The sequence below is a fragment of the Streptomyces sp. V3I8 genome (genome assembly GCF_030817535.1).
Lineage (GTDB): Bacteria > Actinomycetota > Actinomycetes > Streptomycetales > Streptomycetaceae > Streptomyces.
The window spans coordinates 6,331,560-6,355,376 of record NZ_JAUSZL010000002.1; the positions used below are offsets into that span (position 1 = coordinate 6,331,560).

The 23,817-nt window shown below is 72.6% G+C and carries 18 protein-coding genes and 1 pseudogene; 9 read left to right on the forward strand and 10 right to left on the reverse strand.

What is annotated here, in order from left to right:
* Positions 1-261: 261 nt before the first annotated feature.
* From sucB to QFZ75_RS27925, 4 genes and pseudogenes are all read right to left on the reverse strand, one after another.
* Positions 262-2,124: a 2-oxoglutarate dehydrogenase, E2 component, dihydrolipoamide succinyltransferase gene (gene sucB / locus QFZ75_RS27910; RefSeq protein ID WP_307541192.1), complete on the reverse strand. Its 1,863-nt coding sequence runs from the start codon at positions 2,122-2,124 to the stop codon at positions 262-264.
* 67 nt (positions 2,125-2,191) lie between these two features.
* Positions 2,192-3,580 carry a dihydrolipoyl dehydrogenase gene (gene lpdA, locus QFZ75_RS27915; protein ID WP_307541194.1) on the reverse strand — a complete coding sequence of 463 codons (1,389 nt, stop codon included), beginning with the start codon at positions 3,578-3,580 and terminating at the stop codon, positions 2,192-2,194.
* A 269-nt stretch (positions 3,581-3,849) separates the two neighbouring features.
* Complete coding sequence (locus QFZ75_RS27920) at positions 3,850-5,391, reverse strand: leucyl aminopeptidase (RefSeq protein WP_307541196.1); 1,542 nt, start codon at positions 5,389-5,391, stop codon at positions 3,850-3,852.
* Positions 5,392-5,553: 162 nt separating this feature from the next.
* Positions 5,554-6,328, reverse strand: a pseudogene (locus QFZ75_RS27925) (adenosylcobinamide-GDP ribazoletransferase).
* Between the two features lie 146 nt (positions 6,329-6,474).
* On the opposite strand from QFZ75_RS27925, the gene QFZ75_RS27930 reads away from it, so the two are divergent.
* Positions 6,475-7,242: a hypothetical protein gene (locus QFZ75_RS27930; RefSeq protein WP_307541197.1), complete on the forward strand. Its 768-nt coding sequence runs from the start codon at positions 6,475-6,477 to the stop codon at positions 7,240-7,242.
* Positions 7,243-7,273: 31 nt separating this feature from the next.
* Here the strand turns inward: QFZ75_RS27930 and QFZ75_RS27935 are convergent, their stop codons facing one another.
* Positions 7,274-9,055 (reverse strand): phosphatidylglycerol lysyltransferase domain-containing protein, encoded by a 1,782-nt coding sequence (locus QFZ75_RS27935; RefSeq protein ID WP_307541199.1) that lies wholly within the window; start codon positions 9,053-9,055, stop codon positions 7,274-7,276.
* A gap of 159 nt (positions 9,056-9,214) precedes the next feature.
* Positions 9,215-10,315: a nicotinate-nucleotide--dimethylbenzimidazole phosphoribosyltransferase gene (gene cobT / locus QFZ75_RS27940; RefSeq protein WP_307541201.1), complete on the reverse strand. Its 1,101-nt coding sequence runs from the start codon at positions 10,313-10,315 to the stop codon at positions 9,215-9,217.
* Between the two features lie 200 nt (positions 10,316-10,515).
* Here cobT and QFZ75_RS27945 point away from each other — a divergent pair, with 200 nt between their 5' ends.
* Positions 10,516-11,655 (forward strand): class I SAM-dependent methyltransferase, encoded by a 1,140-nt coding sequence (locus QFZ75_RS27945; protein WP_307541203.1) that lies wholly within the window; start codon positions 10,516-10,518, stop codon positions 11,653-11,655.
* 55 nt (positions 11,656-11,710) lie between these two features.
* On the opposite strand, the gene QFZ75_RS27950 is transcribed toward QFZ75_RS27945, so the two are convergent.
* On the reverse strand, positions 11,711-12,910 hold the full coding sequence (locus tag QFZ75_RS27950) for a bifunctional adenosylcobinamide kinase/adenosylcobinamide-phosphate guanylyltransferase (protein ID WP_307541205.1): 1,200 nt from the start codon (positions 12,908-12,910) through the stop codon (positions 11,711-11,713).
* Positions 12,911-13,139: 229 nt separating this feature from the next.
* Here QFZ75_RS27950 and QFZ75_RS27955 point away from each other — a divergent pair, with 229 nt between their 5' ends.
* On the forward strand, positions 13,140-13,352 hold the full coding sequence (locus QFZ75_RS27955) for a hypothetical protein (protein WP_307541207.1): 213 nt from the start codon (positions 13,140-13,142) through the stop codon (positions 13,350-13,352).
* 146 nt (positions 13,353-13,498) lie between these two features.
* Here QFZ75_RS27955 and QFZ75_RS27960 read toward each other — a convergent pair whose 3' ends face one another.
* Together QFZ75_RS27960 and QFZ75_RS27965 are read right to left on the reverse strand one after the other, a co-directional pair.
* Positions 13,499-14,200: a bifunctional 2-polyprenyl-6-hydroxyphenol methylase/3-demethylubiquinol 3-O-methyltransferase UbiG gene (locus QFZ75_RS27960; RefSeq protein ID WP_307541209.1), complete on the reverse strand. Its 702-nt coding sequence runs from the start codon at positions 14,198-14,200 to the stop codon at positions 13,499-13,501.
* A gap of 83 nt (positions 14,201-14,283) precedes the next feature.
* A complete protein-coding gene (locus QFZ75_RS27965) occupies positions 14,284-14,907 on the reverse strand; it encodes a DUF3043 domain-containing protein (RefSeq protein WP_307541211.1) in 624 nt (207 codons plus the stop codon).
* 278 nt (positions 14,908-15,185) lie between these two features.
* On the opposite strand from QFZ75_RS27965, the gene QFZ75_RS27970 reads away from it, so the two are divergent.
* The 5 genes from QFZ75_RS27970 to QFZ75_RS27990 all read left to right on the forward strand — a co-directional run bounded on the left by QFZ75_RS27970 (position 15,186) and on the right by QFZ75_RS27990 (position 21,731).
* The gene (locus tag QFZ75_RS27970; protein WP_307541213.1) at positions 15,186-15,983 is read left to right on the forward strand and encodes a PspA/IM30 family protein; all 798 of its coding nucleotides are present in this window, start codon (positions 15,186-15,188) and stop codon (positions 15,981-15,983) included.
* 44 nt (positions 15,984-16,027) lie between these two features.
* Positions 16,028-16,306, forward strand: a complete 279-nt coding sequence (locus QFZ75_RS27975) for a hypothetical protein (protein WP_307541214.1) — start codon at positions 16,028-16,030, stop codon at positions 16,304-16,306.
* A gap of 163 nt (positions 16,307-16,469) precedes the next feature.
* Positions 16,470-17,768: a sensor histidine kinase gene (locus QFZ75_RS27980; protein ID WP_307541215.1), complete on the forward strand. Its 1,299-nt coding sequence runs from the start codon at positions 16,470-16,472 to the stop codon at positions 17,766-17,768.
* Positions 17,765-18,439 carry a response regulator transcription factor gene (locus QFZ75_RS27985; RefSeq protein WP_307541217.1) on the forward strand — a complete coding sequence of 225 codons (675 nt, stop codon included), beginning with the start codon at positions 17,765-17,767 and terminating at the stop codon, positions 18,437-18,439. Before QFZ75_RS27980 ends, QFZ75_RS27985 begins: the two co-directional genes overlap by 4 nt.
* Positions 18,440-18,632: 193 nt before the next feature.
* Positions 18,633-21,731 carry an efflux RND transporter permease subunit gene (locus QFZ75_RS27990; protein ID WP_307541219.1) on the forward strand — a complete coding sequence of 1,033 codons (3,099 nt, stop codon included), beginning with the start codon at positions 18,633-18,635 and terminating at the stop codon, positions 21,729-21,731.
* 109 nt (positions 21,732-21,840) lie between these two features.
* Here QFZ75_RS27990 and nadA read toward each other — a convergent pair whose 3' ends face one another.
* Positions 21,841-23,025, reverse strand: a complete 1,185-nt coding sequence (nadA, locus tag QFZ75_RS27995) for a quinolinate synthase NadA (RefSeq protein ID WP_307541221.1) — start codon at positions 23,023-23,025, stop codon at positions 21,841-21,843.
* 304 nt (positions 23,026-23,329) lie between these two features.
* On the opposite strand from nadA, the gene QFZ75_RS28000 reads away from it, so the two are divergent.
* Complete coding sequence (locus QFZ75_RS28000) at positions 23,330-23,686, forward strand: iron-sulfur cluster assembly accessory protein (RefSeq protein ID WP_307541222.1); 357 nt, start codon at positions 23,330-23,332, stop codon at positions 23,684-23,686.
* Positions 23,687-23,817: the final 131 nt, after the last annotated feature.

The following is a 23,817-nucleotide window of genomic DNA, read 5'->3' on the forward strand; positions in this document are numbered from 1 at the left end:
TGACCTTTAGACAATAAGGCCGTGCGCTCCCACGGGGGGTGTGCGGGGCGCGTCAGGGGGAGGGGCTGGTGCCGGGACGCCGGCTGCGGGCCGGTGGGGGGCCGTTCGCGCAGTCCCCCGCGCCCCTGCTTCCAAGGGGCGCGGGGAACTGCGCGGCCAGCCCCCGCCGGCCCGCAGGTGACGACGCGGCGGCCGGAAACGCAGAGGTGCCCCTGCCCGGCAAGCCGGGCAGGGGCACCTCCTCGTGCAGCTGGGCGGAGCCTACAGGCCGAGCTCGACCTCGAACTCGCCCGCCTCCAGGATCGCCTTGACCGCCGTCAGGTAACGGGCGGCGTCGGCGCCGTCCACCAGCCGGTGGTCGTAGGAGAGCGTCAGGTACGTCATGTCGCGGACGCCGATGACCGTGCCCTCCTCCGTCTCGATGACGGCCGGACGCTTGACCGTGGCACCGATGCCCAGGATCGCGACCTGGTTCGGCGGCACGATGATCGTGTCGAAGAGCGCGCCGCGCGAGCCGGTGTTGCTGATCGTGAAGGTCGCGCCGGACAGCTCGTCCGGGGTGATCTTGTTCGCCCGGACCTTGCCCGCCAGCTCGGCGGTGGCCTTGGCGATACCGGCGATGTTCAGGTCGCCCGCGTGCTTGATGACCGGGGTCATCAGGCCCTTCTCGGAGTCCACCGCGATACCGACGCTCTCGGTGTCGAAGTAGGTGATCGTGCCCTCGTCGACGTTGATCCGGGCGTTGACGGCCGGGTGGGCCTTCAGCGCCTGGGCCGCCGCCTTCACGAAGAACGGCATCGGGGAGAGCTTGACGCCCTCACGGGCCGCGAAGGAGTCCTTCGCCTTCCCGCGGAGCCTCATCAGCCGGGTGACGTCGACCTCGACGACCGAGGACAGCTGGGCCTGCTCGTGCAGGGCCTTCACCATGTTGTCGCCGATGACCTTGCGGATGCGGGGCATCTTCACGGTCTGGCCACGCAGCGGAGAGGCCTCCAGGGCCGGAGCCTTCTTCGCGGCGGCCGGTGCGGCGGCAGCGGCCGGGGCCGGCGTCGCGGCGGCGGCCTTCGCGGCCTCGGCGGCGGTGATGACGTCCTGCTTGCGGATACGGCCACCGACGCCGGTGCCCTTGACGGTGGACAGGTCGACGCTGTTCTCGGCGGCGAGCTTGCGCACCAGCGGGGTCACGTACGCGCCGTCGTCACCGGAGGTCGCGGCGGGCGCCGGGGCCGGGGTGACGGGGGCGGGCGCCGGTACCGGCGCGGCCGGAACCGGTTCGGGAGCCGGGGTCCGCTGCTGCTGCGGGGCGGGAGCCGTGGGCGCCTGCGGAGCCGGAGCAGCGGGGGCCGGAGCGGCCGGAGCGGCCGGAGCCGCAGGGGCGGCCGGAGCCGGAGCCGGAGCCGGGGCAGCGGCGGCGGGTGCCGGAGCCGGCTCGGCCGGGGCGGGAGCCGCAGCCGGGGCGGCGGCCGGAGCCGCGCCGGGAGCGCCGATGACGGCCAGCTTGGCACCGACCTCGGCGGTCTCGTCCTCGCCGACCACGATCTCGAGCAGCACACCGGAGGTGGGCGACGGGATCTCGGTGTCGACCTTGTCGGTGGAGACCTCGAGCAGCGGCTCGTCCTCCGCGACCTCCTCGCCGACCTCCTTGAGCCACCGCGTGACGGTGCCCTCGGTGACCGACTCGCCCAGCGCCGGAAGCACCACGTCGGTGCCCTCGGCGCTGCTGCCGCCGGAGGCGGCCTCGGCGGTCGGGGCCGGCGCCGGAGCGTCGGTCTCGGTGGACGGGGTGGTCTGCGGGGCCGGCTCCGGAGCGGACTCCTCGGCGGCGGGAGCCTGCGCGGGCTCGGGCTCGGCGGCCGGAGCGGGCTCGGCGGCGGCGGGCGCGCCCGAGCCGTCGTCGATGACGGCCAGTTCGGCGCCGACCTCGACGGTCTCGTCCTCGGCGACCTTGATGGAGGCGAGCACACCGGCTGCGGGGGAGGGGATCTCGGTGTCGACCTTGTCGGTGGACACCTCGAGCAGCGGCTCGTCGGCCTCGACGCGCTCGCCCTCGGCCTTCAGCCAGCGGGTGACAGTGCCCTCGGTGACGCTCTCGCCGAGCGCCGGAAGGGTTACGGAAACCGCCATGGTTTCGGTTGCTCCTTAGGAATTGCGGAAGTCTGTGTCGTCGCGTCGTGCGGTGACCGAGGGTCGGTCAGTCGTGCGAGTGCAGCGGCTTGCCCGCGAGAGCGAGGTGGGCCTCGCCCATCGCCTCGTTCTGCGTCGGGTGGGCGTGGATGAGCTGCGCCACCTCGGCGGGCAGCGCCTCCCAGTTGTAGATCAGCTGGGCTTCGCCCACCTGCTCGCCCATGCGGTCACCGACCATGTGGACGCCGACCACGGCACCGTCCTTGACCTGGACGAGCTTGATCTCGCCCGCGGTCTTGAGGATCTTGCTCTTGCCGTTGCCCGCGAGGTTGTACTTCAGAGCGACGACCTTGTCCGCACCGTAGATCTCCTTGGCCTTGGCCTCGGTGATGCCCACGGAGGCGACCTCGGGGTGGCAGTACGTCACCCGGGGCACGCCGTCGTAGTCGATCGGGACGGTCTTGAGACCGGCCAGACGCTCCGCCACCAGGATGCCCTCGGCGAAGCCGACGTGCGCGAGCTGGAGCGTCGGGACCAGGTCACCCACGGCCGAGACGGTCGGCACGTTGGTGCGCATGTACTCGTCGACCAGGACGTAGCCGCGGTCCATGGCGACGCCCTGCTCCTCGTAACCGAGACCGGCGGAGACCGGGCCGCGGCCGATGGCGACCAGGAGGATCTCGGCCTCGAAGGTCTTGCCGTCGGCGAGGGTCACGCGGACGCCGTCCTGCGTGTACTCGGCCTTGTCGAAGAACGTGCCGAGGTTGAACTTGATGCCGCGCTTGCGGAACGCGCGCTCAAGAAGCTTGGAGCTGTTCTCGTCCTCGACCGGGACGAGGTGCTTGAGACCCTCGACGACCGTGACGTCGGTGCCGAAGGACTTCCACGCGGAGGCGAACTCGACGCCGATGACGCCGCCGCCCAGCACGATCGCGGACTGCGGGACGCGGTCCAGCGTCAGCGCGTGGTCCGAGGAGATGATGCGGTTGCCGTCGATCTCCAGGCCCGGCAGCGACTTCGGCACGGAGCCGGTCGCGAGCAGCACGTGGCGGCCCTGGACCCGCTGGCCGTTGACGTCCACGGAGGTCGGGGACGACAGGCGGCCCTCACCCTCGATGTACGTCACCTTGCGCGAGCTCACCAGACCCTGCAGGCCCTTGTAGAGGCCGCTGATCACGTCGTCCTTGTACTTGTGGACGGCGGCGATGTCGATGCCCTCGAAGGTGGCCTTGACACCGAACTGCTCGCTCTCGCGTGCCTGGTCGGCGATCTCGCCGGCGTGCAGCAGGGCCTTGGTGGGGATGCAGCCGTTGTGCAGGCAGGTGCCGCCGAGCTTGTTCTTCTCGATCAGGGCGACGTCCAGGCCCAGCTGCGCTCCGCGCAGGGCCGCGGCGTAGCCGCCGCTACCACCGCCGAGGATCACTAGGTCGAAAACGGTGCTGGCGTCGTTCGCCACGTCACGTCCTCCATGCATGTGCGCCGGCGCCGGTCTCCAGTGACCGGGCGGCGGCTGGTGTCCGGCCGCTCTTTCTTCGGCCCTGGCGGGCCCTGTCCTGCCGAGAACCCATCTTCGCACTTGTCGGGGACAGGCGGGACGCCGGGCCGTGCTGTGGGACGTCTGATCGATCACACGAGCCCCGTGAGGGGCGCGGGGAACTGCGCGATCAGCCGAATCGGACCCGCACCCGCCGTACGGCGGGTGCGGGTCCGAGCGGAGGGCGGGCGTCAGCCCAGATCGCCGACAGCCGTCAGCTCGGCCAGCCGGACGAGAGTCCGCACGGCGGATCCCGTGCCGCCCTTCGGGGTGTAGCCGAACGGCCCCTGCTCGTTGAAGGCGGGTCCGGCGATGTCCAGGTGGGCCCACGTGATGCCCTCGCCGACGAACTCCTTCAGGAACAGCCCGGCCACCAGGCCGCCGCCGTAGCGCTCACCCATGTTGGCGATGTCGGCGGTGGGGGAGTCCATCCCCTTCTTGAGGTGGTCCGGCAGCGGCATCGGCCAGGCCGGCTCGCCGACCTCCTCGGCCGCCTCGTGCACGGCGGTGCGGAAGGCGTCGTCGTTCGCCATGATCCCGAACGTGCGGTTGCCGAGCGCCAGCATCATCGCGCCGGTCAGCGTCGCCACGTCGACGATCGCGTCCGGCCTGTCCTCGGACGCCTTGGCGATCGCGTCGGCGAGCACGAGCCGGCCCTCGGCGTCGGTGTTGAGTACCTCGACGGTCTTGCCGCTGTACATGCGCAGCACGTCACCCGGACGGGTGGCGGAGCCGGACGGCATGTTCTCGGCGAGCGCGAGCCAGCCGGTGACGTTCACCTCGAGGCCCAGCCGGGCCGCGGCGACGACCGCGGCGAACACGGCGGCGGCGCCGCTCATGTCGCACTTCATCGTCTCGTTGTGCCCGGCGGGCTTGAGCGAGATGCCGCCCGAGTCGTAGGTGATGCCCTTGCCGACGAAGGCGAGGTGCTTCTTCGCCTTGGAGGAGGTGTACGAGAGCTTCACCAGGCGGGGCGTGGACGCGGAACCGGCGCCGACGCCGAGGATGCCGCCGTACCCGCCCTTGGCGAGGGCCTTCTCGTCGAGCACCTGCACCTTGATGCCGTGCTCCTTGGCCGCGGCCTGGGCGACGGCCGCGAAGGCCTCGGGGTTCAGGTCGTTCGGCGGCGTGTTGACGAGGTCGCGGGCGCGGTTGAGCTCCTCGGACACGGCCGTGGCACGCTCCAGGGCGGCCTTGAAGGCCTTGTCGCGGGGCTTGCCGCCGAGCAGCGTGGCCTCGACGAGCGGCGCCTTGCCGTTCTTGGCGCCCTTCCCGTCCTTCGCGGTCTCCTTGTACGCGTCGAAGGTGTACGCGCCCAGCAGCACGCCCTCACCGACGGCGCCGGCGTCGGCGGCGTCCGCGACGGGCAGGGCGAACCCGGCCTTCCTGGTGCCCGCCAGGGCGCGGGCGGCGGCGCCGCCCGCGCGGCGCAGCGTCTCCGCGGAGAACACGCCGTCCTTCTCCGGGAGGGTGCCGAGGCCGACGGCCAGGACGAGGGGTGCCTTGAAGCCGGACGGTGCCGGCAGCTTCGTCACCTCGCCCTCGCCGCCCGAGGCGCCGAGGGTCTCCAGAACGTCGGCGAGCCTGCCGTCGTACGCCTTGTCCACGGCCTCGGCGCCCGGGGCCACCACGAGGTCGCCGGACTGTGAACCGGTGACCTTGGCGACACCGACGACGATCGCGTCGACCCGGAGGCCGGGCGCCGCGGCGGTGCTGAGAGTGAGAGCAGTCACGGTGGTGAAATCTCGCTTCCGTTGAGTTGCTGTGGTCGCCAGGGGTGAGGGCGGCCGGACGTTCGGAGTCCCGGGCACGAGCCTACGCGCGGTGGCGTGTTCCGTTCGTCCCGGTGTGCGGTCGTCCCCGCGTGGTGGTCCTGCCGTCGGTGCCTGCCCCGGTCAGCCGAAGAGGCAGAACACGACCGACGCCGTTGTCGCGGCGGTCTCCTCGAGAGCGCCGAAGACGTCGCCGGTCACCCCGCCGAAGCGGCGCGTGCAGTGCCGCAGCAGGGATTCGGAGGCGGCGCAGGCGAGCAGCACGGCCAGGGCCGCGCCCACGGCGCCGTACGGTCCGAGGAGCGTGCCCGCGCCGGCCGCCAGGGCCGTGACGGCCGCCGCCGTGAGAAGGGCGGCCCGGACGGGGACCGTGCCCGCGACCGCGGCGCCCAGTCCCTCGGGGCGGGCGGCCGGCACACCCGCGCGGGCGGCCAGGGTGAGCGCGAGCCGGGCGGCGGCCGCCGAGACCACGGCCGCGAGGGGCACCCCGGGTCCACGAGGCCCCGTACGCCTGGGAGAGTGCCGCGACCTGGGCGAGCAGGACGAAGAGCAGGGTGACGACCCCGAACGGGCCGATGTCCGACCGCTTCATGATGCGCAGCGCGTCCTCGGCGGGCTTCGCGCTGCCGAGTCCGTCGGCGGTGTCCGCGAGGCCGTCGAGGTGCAGGCCGCGGGTCAGGACGGCCGGTACGGCGGCGCTCGCCACCGCCGCGAGGAGCGGACCCGCGCCGAGCGCCAGCAGGAGCAGACCCGCCGCGGCGGCGAGGACCCCCACGGCCAGCCCGGCGACGGGCGCGCTCAGCATGCCGGCCCGTGCGGCCCCGCGGTCCCAGCGCCGCACGCTCACGGGGAACACGGTCAGCGTGCCGAAGGCGAAGCGGAGTCCGTCGCTCCGCAGTTCCGCGGGTGTCCCCGGCGTTCCGGGTGTCCCGGGCGTTCCGGGAGGGGGCGCGGGCGGAGGTGGGGGCGGGGGCGTGGACACCGGCGCAGATTACCGGGCGACGGCCGGGGGACGTCCACGGCGGCCGTGGATAAAGTGCGCACATGGGGCATTGGTGGACACGGAACATCATCGAGCCGGGAAAGCTGCCGCTGCTGCTGGCGCTGGCCTCCTTCGTCCTGACCTTCGTGATCACCCGGATGGTGGTCCGGCTCATCCGGGCGGGCAAGGGCCCGTTCGGCAACGTCAAGGCGGGCGGTCTGCACATCCACCACGTCGTCCCCGGGGTCGTCCTGACCGTGATCGGCGGGTTCGGCGCGGTGGGCAGCGACCGGCACGGCTTCGGCTCGGCCGTGTTCGCCGTGGTGTTCGGGGCCGGCGCGGGCCTGGTCCTCGACGAGTTCGCCCTGATCCTGCACCTCGACGACGTCTACTGGAGCGAGGAGGGCCGCAAGAGCGTCGAGGTCGTGGTGGTCACGGCGGCGCTGGTCGGCCTGATGCTCGGCGGTTTCCTGCCGTTCGGTGTCAACGGCCTCACCCAGGACGAGCTGCACGGCAGGGTGGGCGTCGTCCTGAGCGTCGGGCTGAACTTCCTCCTCGCCCTGCTGACCCTGAGCAAGGGCAAGGCCCGGATGGCGGTCTTCGGGGTGATCGTCCCGCTGGTCGCCCTCGTCGGCGCGGTCCGCCTCGCCCGCCCCGTGTCGCCCTGGGCCAGGCGTTTCTACCGCCGGCGGCCACGTGCCCGGGCCAGGGCGCGGCTGCGGGCCTACCACCACGACCGGCGCTGGGCGGGGCCCCGGCGCCGCCTCCAGGACCTGATCGGCGGCAAGCCCGACCCGGAACCCGCCCGCGTCCTTCCCGGCCGCCCCTGACCGGTGCCGCCGGCCGGCGCTCCCGTCCGGCTCACCCGTGCGGGCCCAGGCGCCTGCGGTGCAGCCACTTCGGCAGGCCCGGCGCCTCCAGGAAGCCCTCCGCGCGGGCGGCGGCGAGGCCGATGCGCGGCAGGTCGGCGCTCTTCTCGAAGAGCAGGAACCGCGGCTCCCAGATGGGCCGGTACTTGGCGTTGGCGCGGTACAGCGACTCGATCTGCCACCAGCGCGAGAAGAAGCTCAGCAGGGAGCGCCACAGTCGCAGCACCGGTCCGGCGCCGAGGCGCGCGCCGCGTTCGAAGACGGAACGGAACATGGCGAAGTTCAGCGAGACCTGCGTGACGCCGAGCCCGGGGGCGCGTCGCAGCAGCTCGATCACCATGAACTCCATGAGCCCGTTCTCCGCGTCCCGGTCCCGGCGCATCAGGTCGAGGGAGAGCCCGTGCGGCCCCCAGGGCACGAAGGACAGCACCGCCCGCAACCGGCCCTGTCCCTCCCCTTCCCCTTCACCCTCTCCCTCCGCGGCGCCGCCGTCCCGGCACTCGAGCATCACGCACCGGCCGTCGCCCGGGTCCCCGAGCCGCCCCAGTGCCATGCTGAAGCCGCGCTCGGTCGCCCCGTCCCGCCAGTCGTCGGCGCGTTCGAGCAGGTACGCCATCTCGTCGGCCGGGATGTCCTCGTGCCGGCGCACGCGCACCCGGTAGCCGGCGCGCCGGACGCGGTTGTGGGCCTGGCGGACGGTTCGCATGGCCCGCCCGTCGAGGGTGAAGTCGGCGGTCTCCACGAGGGCCTCGTCCCCGAGTTCCAGCGCGTCCAGACCGTGCCGGGCGTAGACGGTCCCGGCCTCCTCGCCCGCGCCCATCACCGCCGGGATCCAGCCGTGCGCGCGGGCCTCGGCGAGCCAGGGCCCGATGGCGCCCGGCCACGCCTCGGGGTCGCCGATGGGGTCGCCGGAGGCCAGCGAGACACCGCCCACGACACGGTGCACGACGGCGGCCTTGCCGGTCGGCGACCACACCACGCTCTTCTCGCGGCGCAGCGCGAAGTAGCCGAGGGAGTCGCGGTCGCCGTGCCGGTCGAGCAGCGTCCGCAGCCGTTGCTCGTCGTCGGCGGAGAGCGGGTCGACGACGCGGCGGGAGCGGAAGGCGGCGTACAGGACGGCCAGGACGAGCAGGGTGCTCAGTACGTTGACGGCGACGTTCACCCAGTTGGGAGTGGTGATCCCGGGGAACCGGGAGTCGTCGGCGGCGACCGAGACCAGCCGCAGGGTGCCGTAGCGCCAGCGGTCGGTGAAGGTCGACAGGTGCGCGTCGCGGGCGCGGTTGGTGGCGGTCACGAGCAGCGCGGCCAGCAGGGAGCAGACCAGGAGCCCGCCGGTGCCCACGAGCGCCGCGAGCCGGGGGTTCGAGCGGTCGCCCTTCGCGTAGAACTCGCGGCGGCCCACGAGGAGGGACGCCACGAACGCCGCCGTCAGGGCGAGGGAGATCCAGTTCTGCGGGTAGCGGCGGATCTCCGGGAAGACCATGGCGAAGGCGAACAGCAGCAGGAACGCTCCGCTCAGGGCGAGGTTGAGGATCCAGGCGGCTCGCTTGCGCCGGCGCATCGTGATCGCCAGGAACATGGTGAACACCCCCGACGCGAAGCCGGCCGTCAGCAGGTACGGGGTGAAGTAGTCCTGCGTGTTGTGGCGCCGCACGTCCTGGCCGAGCGAGACCCAGACGGCGCTGAGGAAGTTGAGGAACGCGACGACGCGGAGGTACCACACGGCGACCCCGGCGGCCCGCCGCCGGATACCGATGACTCGGGCGCTTCCCATGAAGCGGGATGATATGCCCGCTTTGCGCATTCCCGTCGAGCGGCACGTCGACCGCGGCCCGACGAAAGGCCGGGGCGCGGCCCGTCTTTCAGGGGCGCGGGGAACTGCGCGACCGGCCCCCACCGGGCCGCACCCGAAGAACCGACCCGCAGCCGGCCGTCAGGCCTCCGCGGCCTCCGAGGCGTCCGGCGCCCCCGAAGGCGCCGAGGCCTCCACGGGAGCCTCCGGCAGCTCCGCCGCCAACGCGGCGGCGGCCTGCACCAGGGGCAGCGCGAGCAGCGCCCCCGCCCCCTCCCCGACCGTCACCCCGTGCGAGAGCAGCGGTTCCAGCGCCATCCGGTCGAACGCCTTCGCCTGAGCCGGCTCCCCGCTGCTCTGCCCCGCCAGCCACCAGTCCGGCGCGCGGAAGGCGATCCGCTGCCCGACCAGCGCACAGGCCGCGGACACCACCCCGTCCAGCACCACCGGCGTCTTGCGCACGGCGCTCTGCAGCAGGAACCCGGTGATCGCGGCGAGATCCGCCCCGCCCACCGTCGCGAGCAGCTGCAACTGGTCCCCGAGGACGGGCCGGGCGCGACGCAGGGCGTCACGGACCGCCGCACACTTGCGCATCCACGCGAGGTCGTCGATGGCCCGCCCCCCGCGCCCGGTCACCACCGACGCGTCGGTCCCGCACAGCGCGGCCACCAGCACCGCCGCCGCCGTCGTCCCCCCGACACTCACGTCGCCGAGCACGACCAGGTCGGTCCCGGAGTCCGCCTCCTCGTCCGCGACGGCGACCCCCGCCAGGAACGCGGCCTCCGCCTCCTGGGGCGACAGCGCGTCCTCCACGTCGATCCGCCCGGACCCGCGCCGCACCCGATGGCGTACGACCTCGTCGGGCAGCCCCTCGGGCTCGCAGTCGAGCGCCATGTCCACCACCCGCACGGGCACCCCGAGGCGCCGGGCGAGCACCGAGACCGCACTGGAGCCGTCGAGCACCGAACGCACCAGCTCGTCCGCGCTTCCCGCCTGCCGCGCAGACACCCCCAGCCCGGCGATCCCGTGGTCCCCCGCGAACAGCACCACGCGCGGACGCTCGATCGGCCGCACCGGCACGGCCGACTGCGCCGCGGCCAGCCACTCACCGAGTTCGTCGAGGCGCCCGAGCGCCCCGGGCGGCACGGTCCGGCGCTCCCGGTGCGCCTCCGCGTCACGGCGTACGCCACCGTCGGGGCGCTCGATCAGATCGGTGAAGTCGTCGAGATTAAGCGGGCTCATTCGCCGAACAGTACCGGCAGTGATCCGCCCGGGATCCTGACGGGCGGTCAGTGCGCCGGGCACGGCCGTCGCGTCGGGGAGCGTGATCCCGTACGTTCCGGTTTGCAGTGGATTGTCATACCGGTTTGTATCGGCTGGTAACGACCTATATCAGCCCCTACAGGGTTTTACCCAGTCGGACCGGCAGGAGCAGCCAGACCATGCCCCCCACACCCGCCCCGCCCCCCGCACCCGTTCCGTCCTCCACGCGGCAGACCGCCGCCCAGCGCCGCGCCCTGTACCTGGGGGAGCTGGCCCGGGGCACCGACCGCTTCCACGAACCGCGCAGGCCCGACTGCCCCTGGTGCGGCTCGGGGCGGCTGCGCACCCGGCTGCGCACCCCGGACCTGCTCCAGCACAAGCCCGGCACCTTCGTCGTCGACGAGTGCGAGGACTGCGCGCACGCCTTCCAGAACCCCCGCCTGACCACCGAGGGCCTCGCCTTCTACTACCGGGACTTCTACGAGAACCAGGACCGGCACCACGGCGGCCGGGGGCACGAGGGCTTCGCCGAGCGGGCCCTGCGCTCCCGGGCCGGGCGCCGCCGCCACGAGGCCGCGGCCCGCGCGATGCTCCGGTTCCCCGAACCGGAGAGCTGGCTGGACGTGGGCACCGGCCACGGTCACTTCCCGGAGGCGGCCAGGGAGTTCTTCACGTACACGTCCTTCGACGGGCTCGACCCGACCCCGCGCGTGGAGCAGGCCCGCGCCGCGGGCCGGGTCGAGGAGGCGCACCGCGGTCTGCTGCCCGACCTCGTCGGACGGCTGCGCGCCCGCTACGACGTGGTCAGCATGTTCCACCACCTGGAGCACAGCCCCGACCCGCGCGCGGAACTGCGCGCCGCGCTCGCCGTGCTGCGCCCCGGCGGGCACCTGCTCGTCGAGGTCCCGGACCCGGACTGCGCGTTCGGCGCGCTGCTGGGCAAGTGGTGGGTGTCGTACGGCCAGCCGCAGCACCTCCACCTCATGCCCCTGCGCAACCTCCTCGACGAACTCGACCGGCTGGGCTGCTCGGTCGTCTCCACCGACCGCCGCGAACCGCACGTCCCGTACGACCTGACCGGCGCCCTGGCCCTCGCGATCGGCAACCGGCTGCCCGGCGGCGACGAGCCCTGGCGCCCCACCCCGCCGACCGACCTCCAGCGCACCCTGCGCACGGCCCTCACCCGGGCCACCGCCCCGCTGCTCGCCTCCGCCTCCGTGCTGGACCACACCCTGGCCCCGCTGCTGCGCCGCACCCGCTTCTCGAACGCGTACCGGATCATCGCCCGCAGGAACGACCGCGAGCCCCCTCCGTACTGACGGACCGACGGACCGACGGACCGACGGACCGACGGACCGACGGACCGAGGCCGGTTCAGCCCTTGAGGGCGAGCGCCTGCCCGGCCACCACCAGCAGCACGTGCTCGCACTCGGCCGCGAACGCCGCGTTCAGGCGGCCCAGTTCGTCGCGGTAGCGGCGGCCCGAGGGGGTGGCGGGGACGATCCCGGAGCCGACCTCGTTGGAGACGGCGACCACCGTGCGGCGGGCCCCCCGGACGGCGGCCGTCAGTTCCCCGACGCGCGCCCGCAGCGCGCGTTCGCCGCCGCCGGCCCACTCGGCCTCGTCCCACGCCCCCACCGAGTCCATCGCGTCCGTCAGCCACAGGGACAGGCAGTCGACGAGCACCGGCGGCCCGTCCTCCTCCAGGACCGGCACGAGGTCGCAGGTCTCGGCGGTACGCCAGGAGCCGGGGCGCCGCTCGCGGTGCGCGTGCACCCGGGCCGCCCACTCGCCGTCCCCGCTCCGCGTGCCGCCCGTCGCCACGTACAGCACGTCCGGGAAGGCCTCCAGCCGCCGCTCCGCCTCCACCGACTTGCCGGAGCGGGCGCCGCCGAGCACCAGCGTCCGGCGCGGCACGTCGGGCACGTCCTCGTACACCCCGACGGTCAGCGTCGTACCGTCCGGCACCGCCCGCGCCCCCGCGGCCGCCAGCCGCCGCCGCAGCTCACGGCCCGGCGGCACGTCGTGGTCGAGGTGCACCGCGATCACGTCGGTGGCGGGTCCGGCCGCGCCCGCCAGCCGCAGCCGGGCCAGCGCGTCCGGCCGTCCGACGACATCGCCGGCCACCATGTCGTACGTCGCGGTCGTCTCCTCCAGACCCGCGGGAGCGGCGCCCGGCGGCAGGTAGAGCAGCCGCTGCCCGTCCGGGCCGGTGACCGCGTACCCGGTGCCCGGCGCGTCCATCGCCAGCGCCCGCACCCGGTGGCCCGTGAGCAGCGTCAGCTCCCGCCCGTCCGGCACCCGGCCCGGCTGCGGCAGCCCCGCCGGCACCTCCACGGCGGGCCCGTCGTGCGGGTGCGACAGCAGCACCTGCCCCACCCCGCTCAGCGAGCGCCCGGCCCGGGCCGCCGCGAAGGCCGCGCCGGGCGTGAGGTCCAGCAGCAGGGTCCCGTCGATCAGCAGCGCGGTGGCCGCCCGGGCGGCCGGACCGGGCGCCACCGCGCAGACGGCGCACGGACAGTCGGGTCTGGGCAGCCCGAGGGGCCCGCCGGTTCCAAGCAGAGTCACTTCCACGGGGCCGATTTTCCCGTGCCGGCGGAACTCGTGCCCGTCAGGGGGTGCACAGGAGGGCGCGCACGGGGACACCCCCGGGGGAGCGAGGGGAACCGCACACCCGGCGCCCGCCCCGTCGCCCCCGGCACCCCACAGTTCTCGACCTGCGCTTTTGCCCACCGGACGGTTGACGCAGCGCCTAGGCTGACGGCGACAGTCCGATCTTGCTACGTACTTTTGGGAGGCTGACATGGCGGCATGGACGTGGCGGTTCGAGAAGGCCGACGGGACGGAAGTCCAGCCCACGGTCCAGCCCGAGGAGTTCACCACCCAGGGCGACGCGGAGTCCTGGCTCGGCGAGCACTGGAAGGCACTGGCCGAAGGGGGCGCGGACCAGGTCCGGATCTTCGAGGACGCGGCGGAGATCTACGGCCCGATGAGCCTGCACGCCGAGGCGTCCTGAATCCGGGGGGCCCGTACGCCTCGTAGCCCGTACGGATGACCCGATACGGGCGATGACGAGCGATACGGGGGGGGGCCGCGGCCGTACGCAGGCCGCGGCCTCCGCGCCGCCCGGCCCGGGAGCCGCGCGTCGGCCCGTACGCCGTGTCAGCCCCGTACGCCGCACAGGTGCAGCAGTGCCGCCACCCGGCGGTAGGGGTCCGTGCGGCCGGCCCGCTCCTCGGCGGCCAGCAGGACGTCCACGTCGTCCGGCACCGGGGCGTCGTCGGCGGCCGTGTCCGTGAAGACCCGCACCCCGTACCAGGCGTGCAGCGGGGCCCCGATCCCGGCCAGGGTGCCGGTGAGGGTGTCGAGCCCGTCGGCGCGGACGTCGAGCCCGAGCCGGTTCGTGTACGCGCTGGTGTCGAAGGAGGCCAGCGCCCCCGGCCAGTCGCCGGCCAGCCCCGACCGCATGGCCAGCGCGTCGGCGTTGCGCACCAGCAGGGACAGCAGCCCGCCGGGCGCCAGCATCCGGGCGAGCCCCGCGAGCAGCGCGTCGGGCTCCTCGACGTACATGAGCACGCCGTGGCACAGCACCACGTCGAAACTGCCGGGCAGGAAGTGGACGCCGGTGTCCCGCCCGTCGCCCTCGACGATCCGGACCCGGCCGCGGATGCCCTCGGGCTCGGCGGCGAGCGCCTCACGGGCCACGGAGATCATCCGGGCGTCCTGCTCGACCCCGGTCACCTCGTGCCCCGCCCGGGCCAGCCGCAGGGCCTGCGTGCCCTGGCCCATGCCCACGTCGAGCACGCGCAGCCGCTGCCCGACCGGGAAGCGCCCGGCTATCTGCTCGTCGAGCTGCCGGGCCACCAGCTCCTGCCGTACGACATCACGCAGAGCGCCCAGCCTGCTCAGCCAGGCATCCGCCGCGCCGCCCGTGAAAGCTGCCGCGCTCAGGGCCGCTCTCCGCGCTTGACCTGCGGCTTGGGCAGCCGGAGGCGACGCATCTGGAGGCTGCGCATCAGCGCGTAGGCGACGGCGCCGCGCTTGGGCTCGTCCGGGAAGCGCGCGTTCAGCTGCTTCTTCAGGCGGATCGCGATGCCGATCGAGTCGAGCACGATCAGCACGATCACGAAGAGCCATGCCAGCAGCGCCACGTTCTGCAGCTGCGCGACCCGGACCATGCTCAGGACGAGGATGACCACGGCCAGCGGCAGGAAGAACTCGGCGATGCAGAACCGCGAGTCGACGAAGTCCCGCGCGAGCTTGCGCACGGGGCCCTTGTCCCGGGCGGGCAGATAGCGCTCGTCACCGCTGGCCAGCGCCTGGCGCTGCTTCTCCATGTGGGCCCGGCGCTCGTCACGCTGCCGCTTGGACGCCTCCCTGCGCGTCGTCGGCGTATGGGCCACGCTGCGGCGCTGGGACTGGGCCGCACTCCGCTTGGGAGTGGGCCGGCCCTTGGGGGCCTGCGGGTCACGGGGCTGAGGGGAGTCGGTCGACACCTTGTCGGCGTGGGCCTTCTCTTCTTTGGCACGGCTACGGAACACAAAACCCAAGGGTAAGGGGTGCGGAGGCATGGACGGCGGCCGAGTGGGGAACGATCCGGCAACACCGGTCGTCTGTAGGGGGACAGAGAGGGCCGAATGGGGACGGCGGTGTGCGGTGGTCGTGGCCGACCCCGGGACGAACCCTGGGAGGCACGTACTCCTTACGCCGGAGCGGGATCGTCGTCAGTCGTCCTTGGGGATGAGCGCATCCGTCCCCGAACAGTGCGGTAATGGATGCAGGGCCCGTACTGTTGGTCCTGTTGCAGTCGCTGGAGCCGGAGTCCGTCAGAAGGGGGCGCGCGAAGCCCATGAGCGGTGTCATGAAGCGTATGGGGATGATCTTCCGCGCGAAGGCGAACAAGGCCCTTGACCGGGCCGAGGACCCGCGCGAAACCCTCGACTACTCGTACCAGAAACAGCTGGAGCTGCTGCAGAAGGTGCGCCGCGGCGTCGCCGACGTGGCGACCTCGCGCAAGCGCCTGGAGCTGCAGCTGAACCAGATCCAGGGCCAGTCCTCCAAGCTGGAGGACCAGGGCCGCAAGGCGCTCGCGCTCGGCCGTGAGGACCTGGCCCGTGAGGCGCTGTCGCGCCGGGCCGCCCTGCAGCAGCAGGTGACCGACCTGGAGACCCAGCACCGGACCCTGCAGGGCGAGGAGGAGAAGCTCACCCTCGCGGCCCAGCGGCTGCAGGCCAAGGTCGACGCCTTCCGCACCAAGAAGGAGACGATCAAGGCGACGTACACGGCCGCCCAGGCGCAGACCCGGATCGGCGAGGCCTTCTCCGGCATCTCCGAGGAGATGGGCGACGTCGGGATGGCCATCCAGCGGGCCGAGGACAAGACCGCGCAGCTCCAGGCGCGGGCCGGCGCAATCGACGAGCTGCTCGCCTCCGGCGCCCTGGACGACCACTCCGGGCTCGCCAAGGACGACATCCAGAGCGAGCTGGACCGGCTGTCGGGCGGCACGGACGTGGAGCTCGAACTGCAGCGCATGAAGGCCGAGCTGGCCGGGGGCTCCTCGTCCTCCCAGCAGGCGATCGAGGGCGGTCCGGGTCAGACCGGCTCCCAGCAGCAGCCGCAGGACACCCCGCGCTTCGACAAGCAGTAGCAGGCAGCGGCCGCGGGCCGCGGTCCCACGCCTAGGAGGGCGTCATGATCGTACGGATCATGGGGGAGGGACAGGTGAGGCTGGACGACGTCCACCTCGCCGAACTGAGCGAGCTGGACGACGAGCTCCTCGCGGAGACGAGGTCCGGTGACGAGGAGGGCTTCCGGCGGACGCTGGGAGCACTGCTCGACGCGGTGCGGCGCCTCGGGTCGCCGCTCCCCGACGACTCGCTGGAGCCGTCGGAGCTCATCCTGCCCGCCCCGGACGCGACGCTCCCGCAGGTCCGCGAGATGCTCCGCGACGACGGCCTGATCCCCGGCTGAAAGGCCGGGGCGAAGCCCCGCCTTCCAGGGGCGCGGGGAACTGCGCGAGCAGCCCCCACCTGACCCGGGGACGAATCCCCGTCCTGCCTCCGTCCTGCCTCCGTCCCACCTCTCGCCCCGTCCCCGCCCCCCGGCAGGGCAGGGCCCCGTACCGTAAACAGGTGTGAGCACCCTGACGCGCGTCCACGACTGGCTCCGCTCCCACCCCCTGGTGGTCGACGGCGCCCTGGCGGCGTCGGTCCTCGCCTGCATGGTCGCCGGCTCGTTGGCGGAGTCGAACGGCCGCCACGGCGGTACGCAGTGGGGCACCCGCACCCCCGACGCCCTCGGCCTCACCCTCATGCTGCTGGCCGCGGCCGCCCTGGTCCCGCGCCGCAGCCACCCGCTGAGGGTCCTCGTCGCGACCGGCGCGCTGTCCGCCGTGGAGTTCGTGACCGGCGACCCCCGGGCCCCCGTCGCGATGTCCGCCGTCGTCGCCCTCTACACGGTCGCCTCCACCACCGACCGCCCCACCACCTGGCGCGTCGGCCTGCTCACCATGACGGTCCTGACCGGCGTCGCCATGCTCGCGGGCCCCCTGTCCTGGTACGCCCAGGAGAACCTCGGGATCTTCGCGTGGACGGGCATGGCCGCCGCCGCGGGCGACGCCGTCCGCAGCCGCCGCGCCTTCGTGGACGCGATAAGGGAGCGCGCGGACCGGGCCGAACGCACCCGCGAGGAGGAGGCCCGCCGCCGCGTCGCGGAGGAACGCCTGCGCATCGCCCGCGACCTGCACGACGTCGTCGCCCACCACATCGCCCTGGTCAACGTGCAGGCCGGGGTCGCCGCACACGTCATGGACAAACGCCCCGACCAGGCGAAGGAGGCCCTCGCCCACGTCCGCGAGGCCAGCCGCTCCGCGCTCAACGAACTGCGCGCCACGGTCGGCCTGCTGCGCCAGTCGGGCGACCCGGAGGCCCCCACCGAACCGGCGCCGGGCCTGCACCGCCTGGAAGAGCTCGTCGGCACCTTCCGCAGTGCCGGCCTGCCCGTCGAGGTGGCCCGCACCGACCAGGGCACGACCCTGCCCGCCGCCGTCGACCTGGCCGCGTACCGCGTCATCCAGGAAGCCCTGACCAATGTGCGCAAGCATGCGGGCCAGGAGGCGAAGGCCGAGGTCAGCGTCGTACGCGTGGGACCGGACGTGGAGATCACCGTGCTGGACGACGGACCCGGCGACGACGCGGCGGCCCGCCTGGAGGAGAACGGCGGCCACGGACTCCTCGGCATGCGCGAACGGGTCACCGCGCTCGGCGGCACCTGCACCGCCGGACCCCGCTACGGGGGCGGCTTCCGGGTGCATGCGATCCTGCCGGTCAAGAGCCGCACCGGAAGCCCGGTCACCACGACCACCGGCTCCACGACCGCCGCGCTCACGCCCGCCGGCTCCACGACCGCCACCCCCGAGGGGAACCCCGCATGACCATCCGCGTCCTGCTCGCCGACGACCAGGCACTGCTGCGCAGCGCCTTCCGTGTCCTGGTCGACTCCGAGTCCGACATGGAGGTCGTGGGAGAGGCCTCGGACGGTGCGGAGGCGGTGCGGCTGGCGCGCGAGGAACGGGCCGACGTCGTCCTGATGGACATCCGCATGCCCGGCACCGACGGCCTGGCCGCGACCCGCCTCATCAGCGCCGATCCCGGCCTCGCGCACGTCCGCGTCGTCATGCTGACGACCTTCGAGGTCGACGAGTACGTGGTCCAGTCACTGCGCGCCGGCGCCTCCGGCTTCCTCGGCAAGGGCTCCGAGCCGGACGAGCTGCTCAACGCCATCCGTGTCGCGGCCGGCGGCGACGCGCTGCTGTCGCCCGTCGCCACGAAGGGCCTGATCGCGAAGTTCCTCGCGCAGGACGACGACGACCGGGACCCCGCCCGCGCCGAACGCCTCGACGCGCTCACCGTCCGCGAGCGCGAGGTCCTCGTCCAGGTCGCCGGCGGGCACTCCAACGACGAGATCGCCGAACGCCTCGAGGTCAGCCCGCTCACGGTCAAGACGCACGTCAACCGGGCCATGGCCAAGCTGCGGGCACGCGACCGGGCGCAGCTCGTGGTAATCGCGTACGAATCCGGACTGGTACGCCCAAGGGTGGAGTGAGTTCCCCCCGTACGTACTGCGGTCGCGGTATGCGCCGTATAAGGAAACGGGACCTGGGGGCGACGGGACCCCCCTCACCCATGGCTCAGAGTGATAGACGAACGCTCACATGAGCCCATCGCGCCGCTCGCGCCCCACCAGCCACAGCTCCGCGCCACAGAAACCCGAGCAACAGAAGAGAGACCCGCCACCCATGTCCTGGCTGTCCCGTTTCAGCCTCGCCCAGCGTGCCCTGATCGGGCTGATGTCGGTCATCGCGCTCGCCTTCGGGGCGATAGCGATCCCGCAACTCAAGCAGCAGCTGCTGCCCACCATCGAACTGCCCATCGTGTCGGTCCTGGCGCCGTACCAGGGCGCGTCCCCCGACGTGGTGGAGAAGCAGGTCGTCGAGCCCATCGAGGACAACCTCGAAGCGGTCGACGGGATCTCCGGCGTCACCTCCACGGCCAGCGAGGGCAACGCCCTGATCATGGCCTCGTTCGACTACGGCAACGACTCCGCGCAGATCGTGGCCGACGTCCAGCAGGCCGTGAACCGCGCCCGCGTCCAGCTCCCGGACGACGTGGACCCGCAGGTCGTCGCCGGTTCCACCGACGACATCCCCACCGTGGTCCTCGCCGTCACCTCGGACCGGGACCAGCAGGCCCTCTCGGACCAGCTGGACCGTACCGTCGTCCCCGCGCTCAAGGGCATCGACGGCGTCGGCCAGGTCACGGTCGACGGCGTACGGGACCTCGAGGTCGCGGTCACGCCCGACGACGCGAAGCTGGCGAGGGCGGGGCTGACCACGGCCGCGCTCGGCCAGGCCCTCCAGGCGGGCGGCGCGACCGTCCCGGCAGGATCCTTCGACGAGGACGGCAGCAACCGCACGGTCCAGGTCGGCGGCGGCTTCACCTCGCTGAAGCAGATCGAGGACCTGATGGTCACCGGCGCGGGCGGCAAGAAGCCCGTGCGCCTCGGCTCCGTCGCCGCCGTCGAGGAGAAGGCCGCCAGGACGGAGTCCATCACCCGCACGGACGGCAAACCCAGCCTCGCCGTCTCGGTCACCATGGACCACGACGGCAGCGCGGTCGCGGTCTCCGACGCCGTCCAGGACAAGCTGCCGGGCCTGCGCAAGGACCTCGGCTCCGGCGCCACGCTGACGGTCGTCAGCGACCAGGGTCCCGCCGTCTCCAAGTCCATCGAGGGCCTGACCACCGAAGGCGCGCTCGGACTGCTCTTCGCGGTCCTGGTGATCCTGGTCTTCCTGGCGTCGGTCCGTTCGACGCTGGTGACCGCGGTCTCCATCCCGATGTCGGTCGTCCTCGCGCTGATCGTGCTGTGGGTGCGCGGCGAGTCGCTCAACGTCCTGACGCTGGGCGCCCTGACCATCGCCATCGGCCGGGTCGTCGACGACTCGATCGTGGTCCTCGAGAACATCAAGCGGCACCTCGGCTACGGCGAGGAGCGCCAGGAGGCGATCCTCGCCGCCGTGCGCGAGGTCGCGGGCGCCGTCACCGCCTCGACGCTCACCACCGTCGCGGTCTTCCTGCCCATCGGCCTGACCGGCGGCATGGTCGGCGAGCTGTTCGGCTCGTTCTCCCTGACGGTCACGGCGGCCCTGCTGGCCTCGCTGCTCGTCTCCCTGACGGTCGTACCGGTGCTCTCGTACTGGTTCCTGCGCGCCCCCAAGGACGTGCGCGGGGCGGACCCGGAGGAGGCTCGCCGCAAGGCCGAGGAGAAGGAGGCGCGCAGCCGCCTCCAGCGTTTCTACGTGCCCGTGCTGCGCTTCGCGACCCGCCGCCGCCTCACCAGCGTGGCCATCGCGGTGGTGGTGCTCCTCGGTACGTTCGGCATGGCGCCCCTGCTGAAGACGAACTTCTTCGACCAGGGCGACCAGGAGGTCCTCACCGTCAAGCAGGAGCTGAAGCCCGGCACCAGCCTGGCCTCGACCGACGCCCAGGCGAAGAAGGTCGAGCAGATGCTCGCCGACGTCAAGGGCGTCGAGGACTACCAGGTCACGATCGGCTCCTCCGGCTTCATGGCCGCCTTCGGCGGTGGCACCGACACCAACCAGGCCTCGTACACCGTCAAGGTCGCCGACTCGGCCTCCTTCGAAGACGTCCAGGACAGCATCGAGGAGGGGCTCGGCAAGCTCTCCGGCATCGGTACGACGACGGTCGCGGCCGGTGACGGGTTCGGCAGCCAGGACCTGAGCGTCGTGGTGAAGTCCGCCGACGGCGAGGTACTGCGTGAGGCGGCGGAGAAGGTCCGGGACGCGGTCGCCGGGCTCGACGACGTCACCGACGTCACCAGCGACCTCGCCCAGTCCGTGCCGCGGATCTCGGTCAAGGCCAACGACAAGGCGGCGGCCGCCGGGTTCGACGACACCACCCTCGGGGCGGCCGTCGGCCAGGCGGTGCGCGGCACCACCAGCGGCAAGGCGATCCTGGACGACACCGAGCGGGACGTCGTCATCACCTCGGCGAAGCCGGCGAAGACGCTGGCCGAGCTGCGCAACCTCAAGCTCGGCGCGGTGAAGCTCGGTGACATCGCGACGGTGAAGCTGGTCGACGGCCCGGTGTCGATGACCCGCATCGACGGTCAGCGCGCGGCCACCATCACGGCCAAGCCGACCGGCGACAACACCGGCGCGGTCAGCAACAAGCTCACGACGAAGCTCGACGGGCTGAAGCTGCCGGCCGGCGCCACGGCCTCCATCGGCGGTGTGTCCGAGGACCAGGACGACGCGTTCGCCTCCCTCGGCCTCGCGATGCTCGCGGCGATCGCGATCGTGTTCATGCTGCTGGTGGCGACCTTCCGGTCGCTGATCCAGCCGCTGATCCTGCTCGTCTCGATCCCGTTCGCGGCGACGGGCGCGATCGGTCTGCTCCTGGTGACGGGCACCCCGCTGGGCGTGCCGTCGATGATCGGCATGCTGATGCTCATCGGCATCGTCGTCACCAACGCGATCGTGCTGATCGACCTGATCAACCAGTACCGCACGCAGGGCTACGGGGTCGTCGAGGCCGTGCTGGAAGGCGGCAGGCACCGTCTGCGGCCGATCCTCATGACGGCCCTGGCGACGATCTTCGCCCTGCTGCCGATGGCCCTCGGCGTCACCGGCGAGGGCGGCTTCATCGCCCAGCCGCTCGCGGTGGTCGTGATCGGCGGTCTGATCTCGTCGACGCTGCTGACCCTGCTGCTCGTGCCGACGCTGTACGCGATGGTCGAGCTGCGCAAGGAGCGGCGCGCGAAGAAGAAGTCCGCGAAGCGGGAGGCTGCCGCCCAGCCGGAGTCGGTGGGGGTGTAGGCCACCGCCCCGGGGGCTCCGCCCCCGCACCCCCGTCGCGCAGGTCCCCGCACCCCTTTCAGGGGCGCGGGGACCTGCGCGGTCTTCTGTCCTTCAGGGGCGGGCCCGCCTACGGCAGGGCAAGCATCCGCTCCAGCGCCAGCTTGGCGAACTGCTCCGTCTCCCGGTCCACCTCGATGCGGTTGACGAGATTGCCCTCGGCCAGGGACTCCAGGGTCCAGACCAGGTGCGGCAGGTCGATGCGGTTCATCGTCGAGCAGAAGCAGACCGTCTTGTCGAGGAAGACGATCTCCTTGCCCTCGGGCGCGAACCGGTTCGCCAGCCGCCGCACGAGGTTCAGCTCCGTGCCGATGGCCCACTTCGAGCCGGCCGGAGCCGCCTCCAGCGCCTTGATGATGTACTCCGTGGAGCCCACGTGGTCCGCCGCCGCCACGACCTCGTGCTTGCACTCGGGGTGGACGAGCACGTTCACGCCGGGGATGCGGGCGCGTACGTCCTCCACGGACTCCACCGAGAAGCGGCCGTGCACCGAGCAGTGCCCCCGCCACAGGATCATCTTCGCGTTCCGCAGCTGCTCGGCGGTCAGCCCGCCGTTGGGCTTGTGCGGGTTGTAGAGGACGCAGTCGTCGAGCGACATCCCCAGGTCCCGCACGGCCGTGTTGCGCCCCAGGTGCTGGTCGGGCAGGAACAGCACCTTCTCGCCCTGCTCGAACGCCCAGTTCAGGGCCTTCTCCGCGTTGGACGACGTGCAGATCGTCCCGCCGTGCTTGCCCGTGAACGCCTTGATGTCCGCGGACGAGTTCATGTAGGAGACGGGCACGACCTGCTCGGCCACCCCGGCCTCGGTCAGCACGTCCCAGCACTCGGCGACCTGCTCGGCGGTGGCCATGTCGGCCATCGAGCACCCGGCGGCCAGGTCCGGCAGGACCACCTTCTGGTCGTCGGAGGTCAGGATGTCCGCCGACTCGGCCATGAAGTGCACACCGCAGAAGACGATGTACTCGGCCTCGGGGCGCGCCGCGGCGTCCCTGGCCAGCTTGAAGGAGTCGCCCGTGACATCCGCGAACTGGATGACCTCGTCGCGCTGGTAGTGGTGGCCGAGAACGAACACCTTGCTGCCGAGCTTCTCCTTGGCGGCGCGGGCGCGCTCCACCAGGTTCGGGTCGGAGGGCGAGGGCAGGTCACCGGGACACTCGACGCCGCGCTCGCTCCGCGGGTCGGCCTCCCGGCCGAGGAGCAGCAGGGCGAGGGGCGTCGGCTGTACGTCGAGCACCTGGGTCTGGGCGGTGGTCACGACACACACCCTTTCTGTTCTGCGGCTCGCCTGGACCGTCCGGCTGGAACGGTCGAGCAGGACATGCCTTTTCGTCGAAATGACATTATCTATCATAACCGCTTCACGTCACGTTGACGATGGCCATAGCGTCCATGTGACGTGAATCCCGTGGGGGTTGTCCACAGGCCGTTTTCCGCTTCCGGGCGGGTGTGCGAGCATGAAGGAGAAGACAAAGACTCGACGCCCGGCCCGGAATGAATCCGCGGCCCCACCGGTTGGAACCGTCGGCAAGCAGTCTCCGTACAACCCGGGAGAGAAGCAGATGTCCGTATCGGACGAGACCACCACCGTGAGCGACGGCATCCTCCTGTCGGACGCCGCCGCGGCCAAGGTCAAGGGCCTGCTCGAGCAGGAGGGCCGCGACGACCTGGCCCTGCGCGTCGCCGTCCAGCCCGGCGGCTGCTCCGGCCTGCGGTACCAGCTCTTCTTCGACGAGCGTTCCCTCGACGGCGATGTCCTCAAGGAGTTCGGTGACGTGAAGGTGGTCACCGACCGCATGAGCGCTCCGTACCTGGGCGGCGCCTCCATCGACTTCGTGGACACCATCGAGAAGCAGGGCTTCACGATCGACAACCCGAACGCGACGGGTTCCTGCGCCTGCGGCGACTCGTTCAGCTAGGACCTGTCCCGGTCCCGGGTCGTACCCGAGTGACGCAGGAAGGCGGCGCCCCCTCCAGCGGGGCGCCGCCTTCCTGCGTTCTAGCACCGGTCGGCCGGTGACAGCCGTCGGCCGTGGCGCTGTTCGGCCGG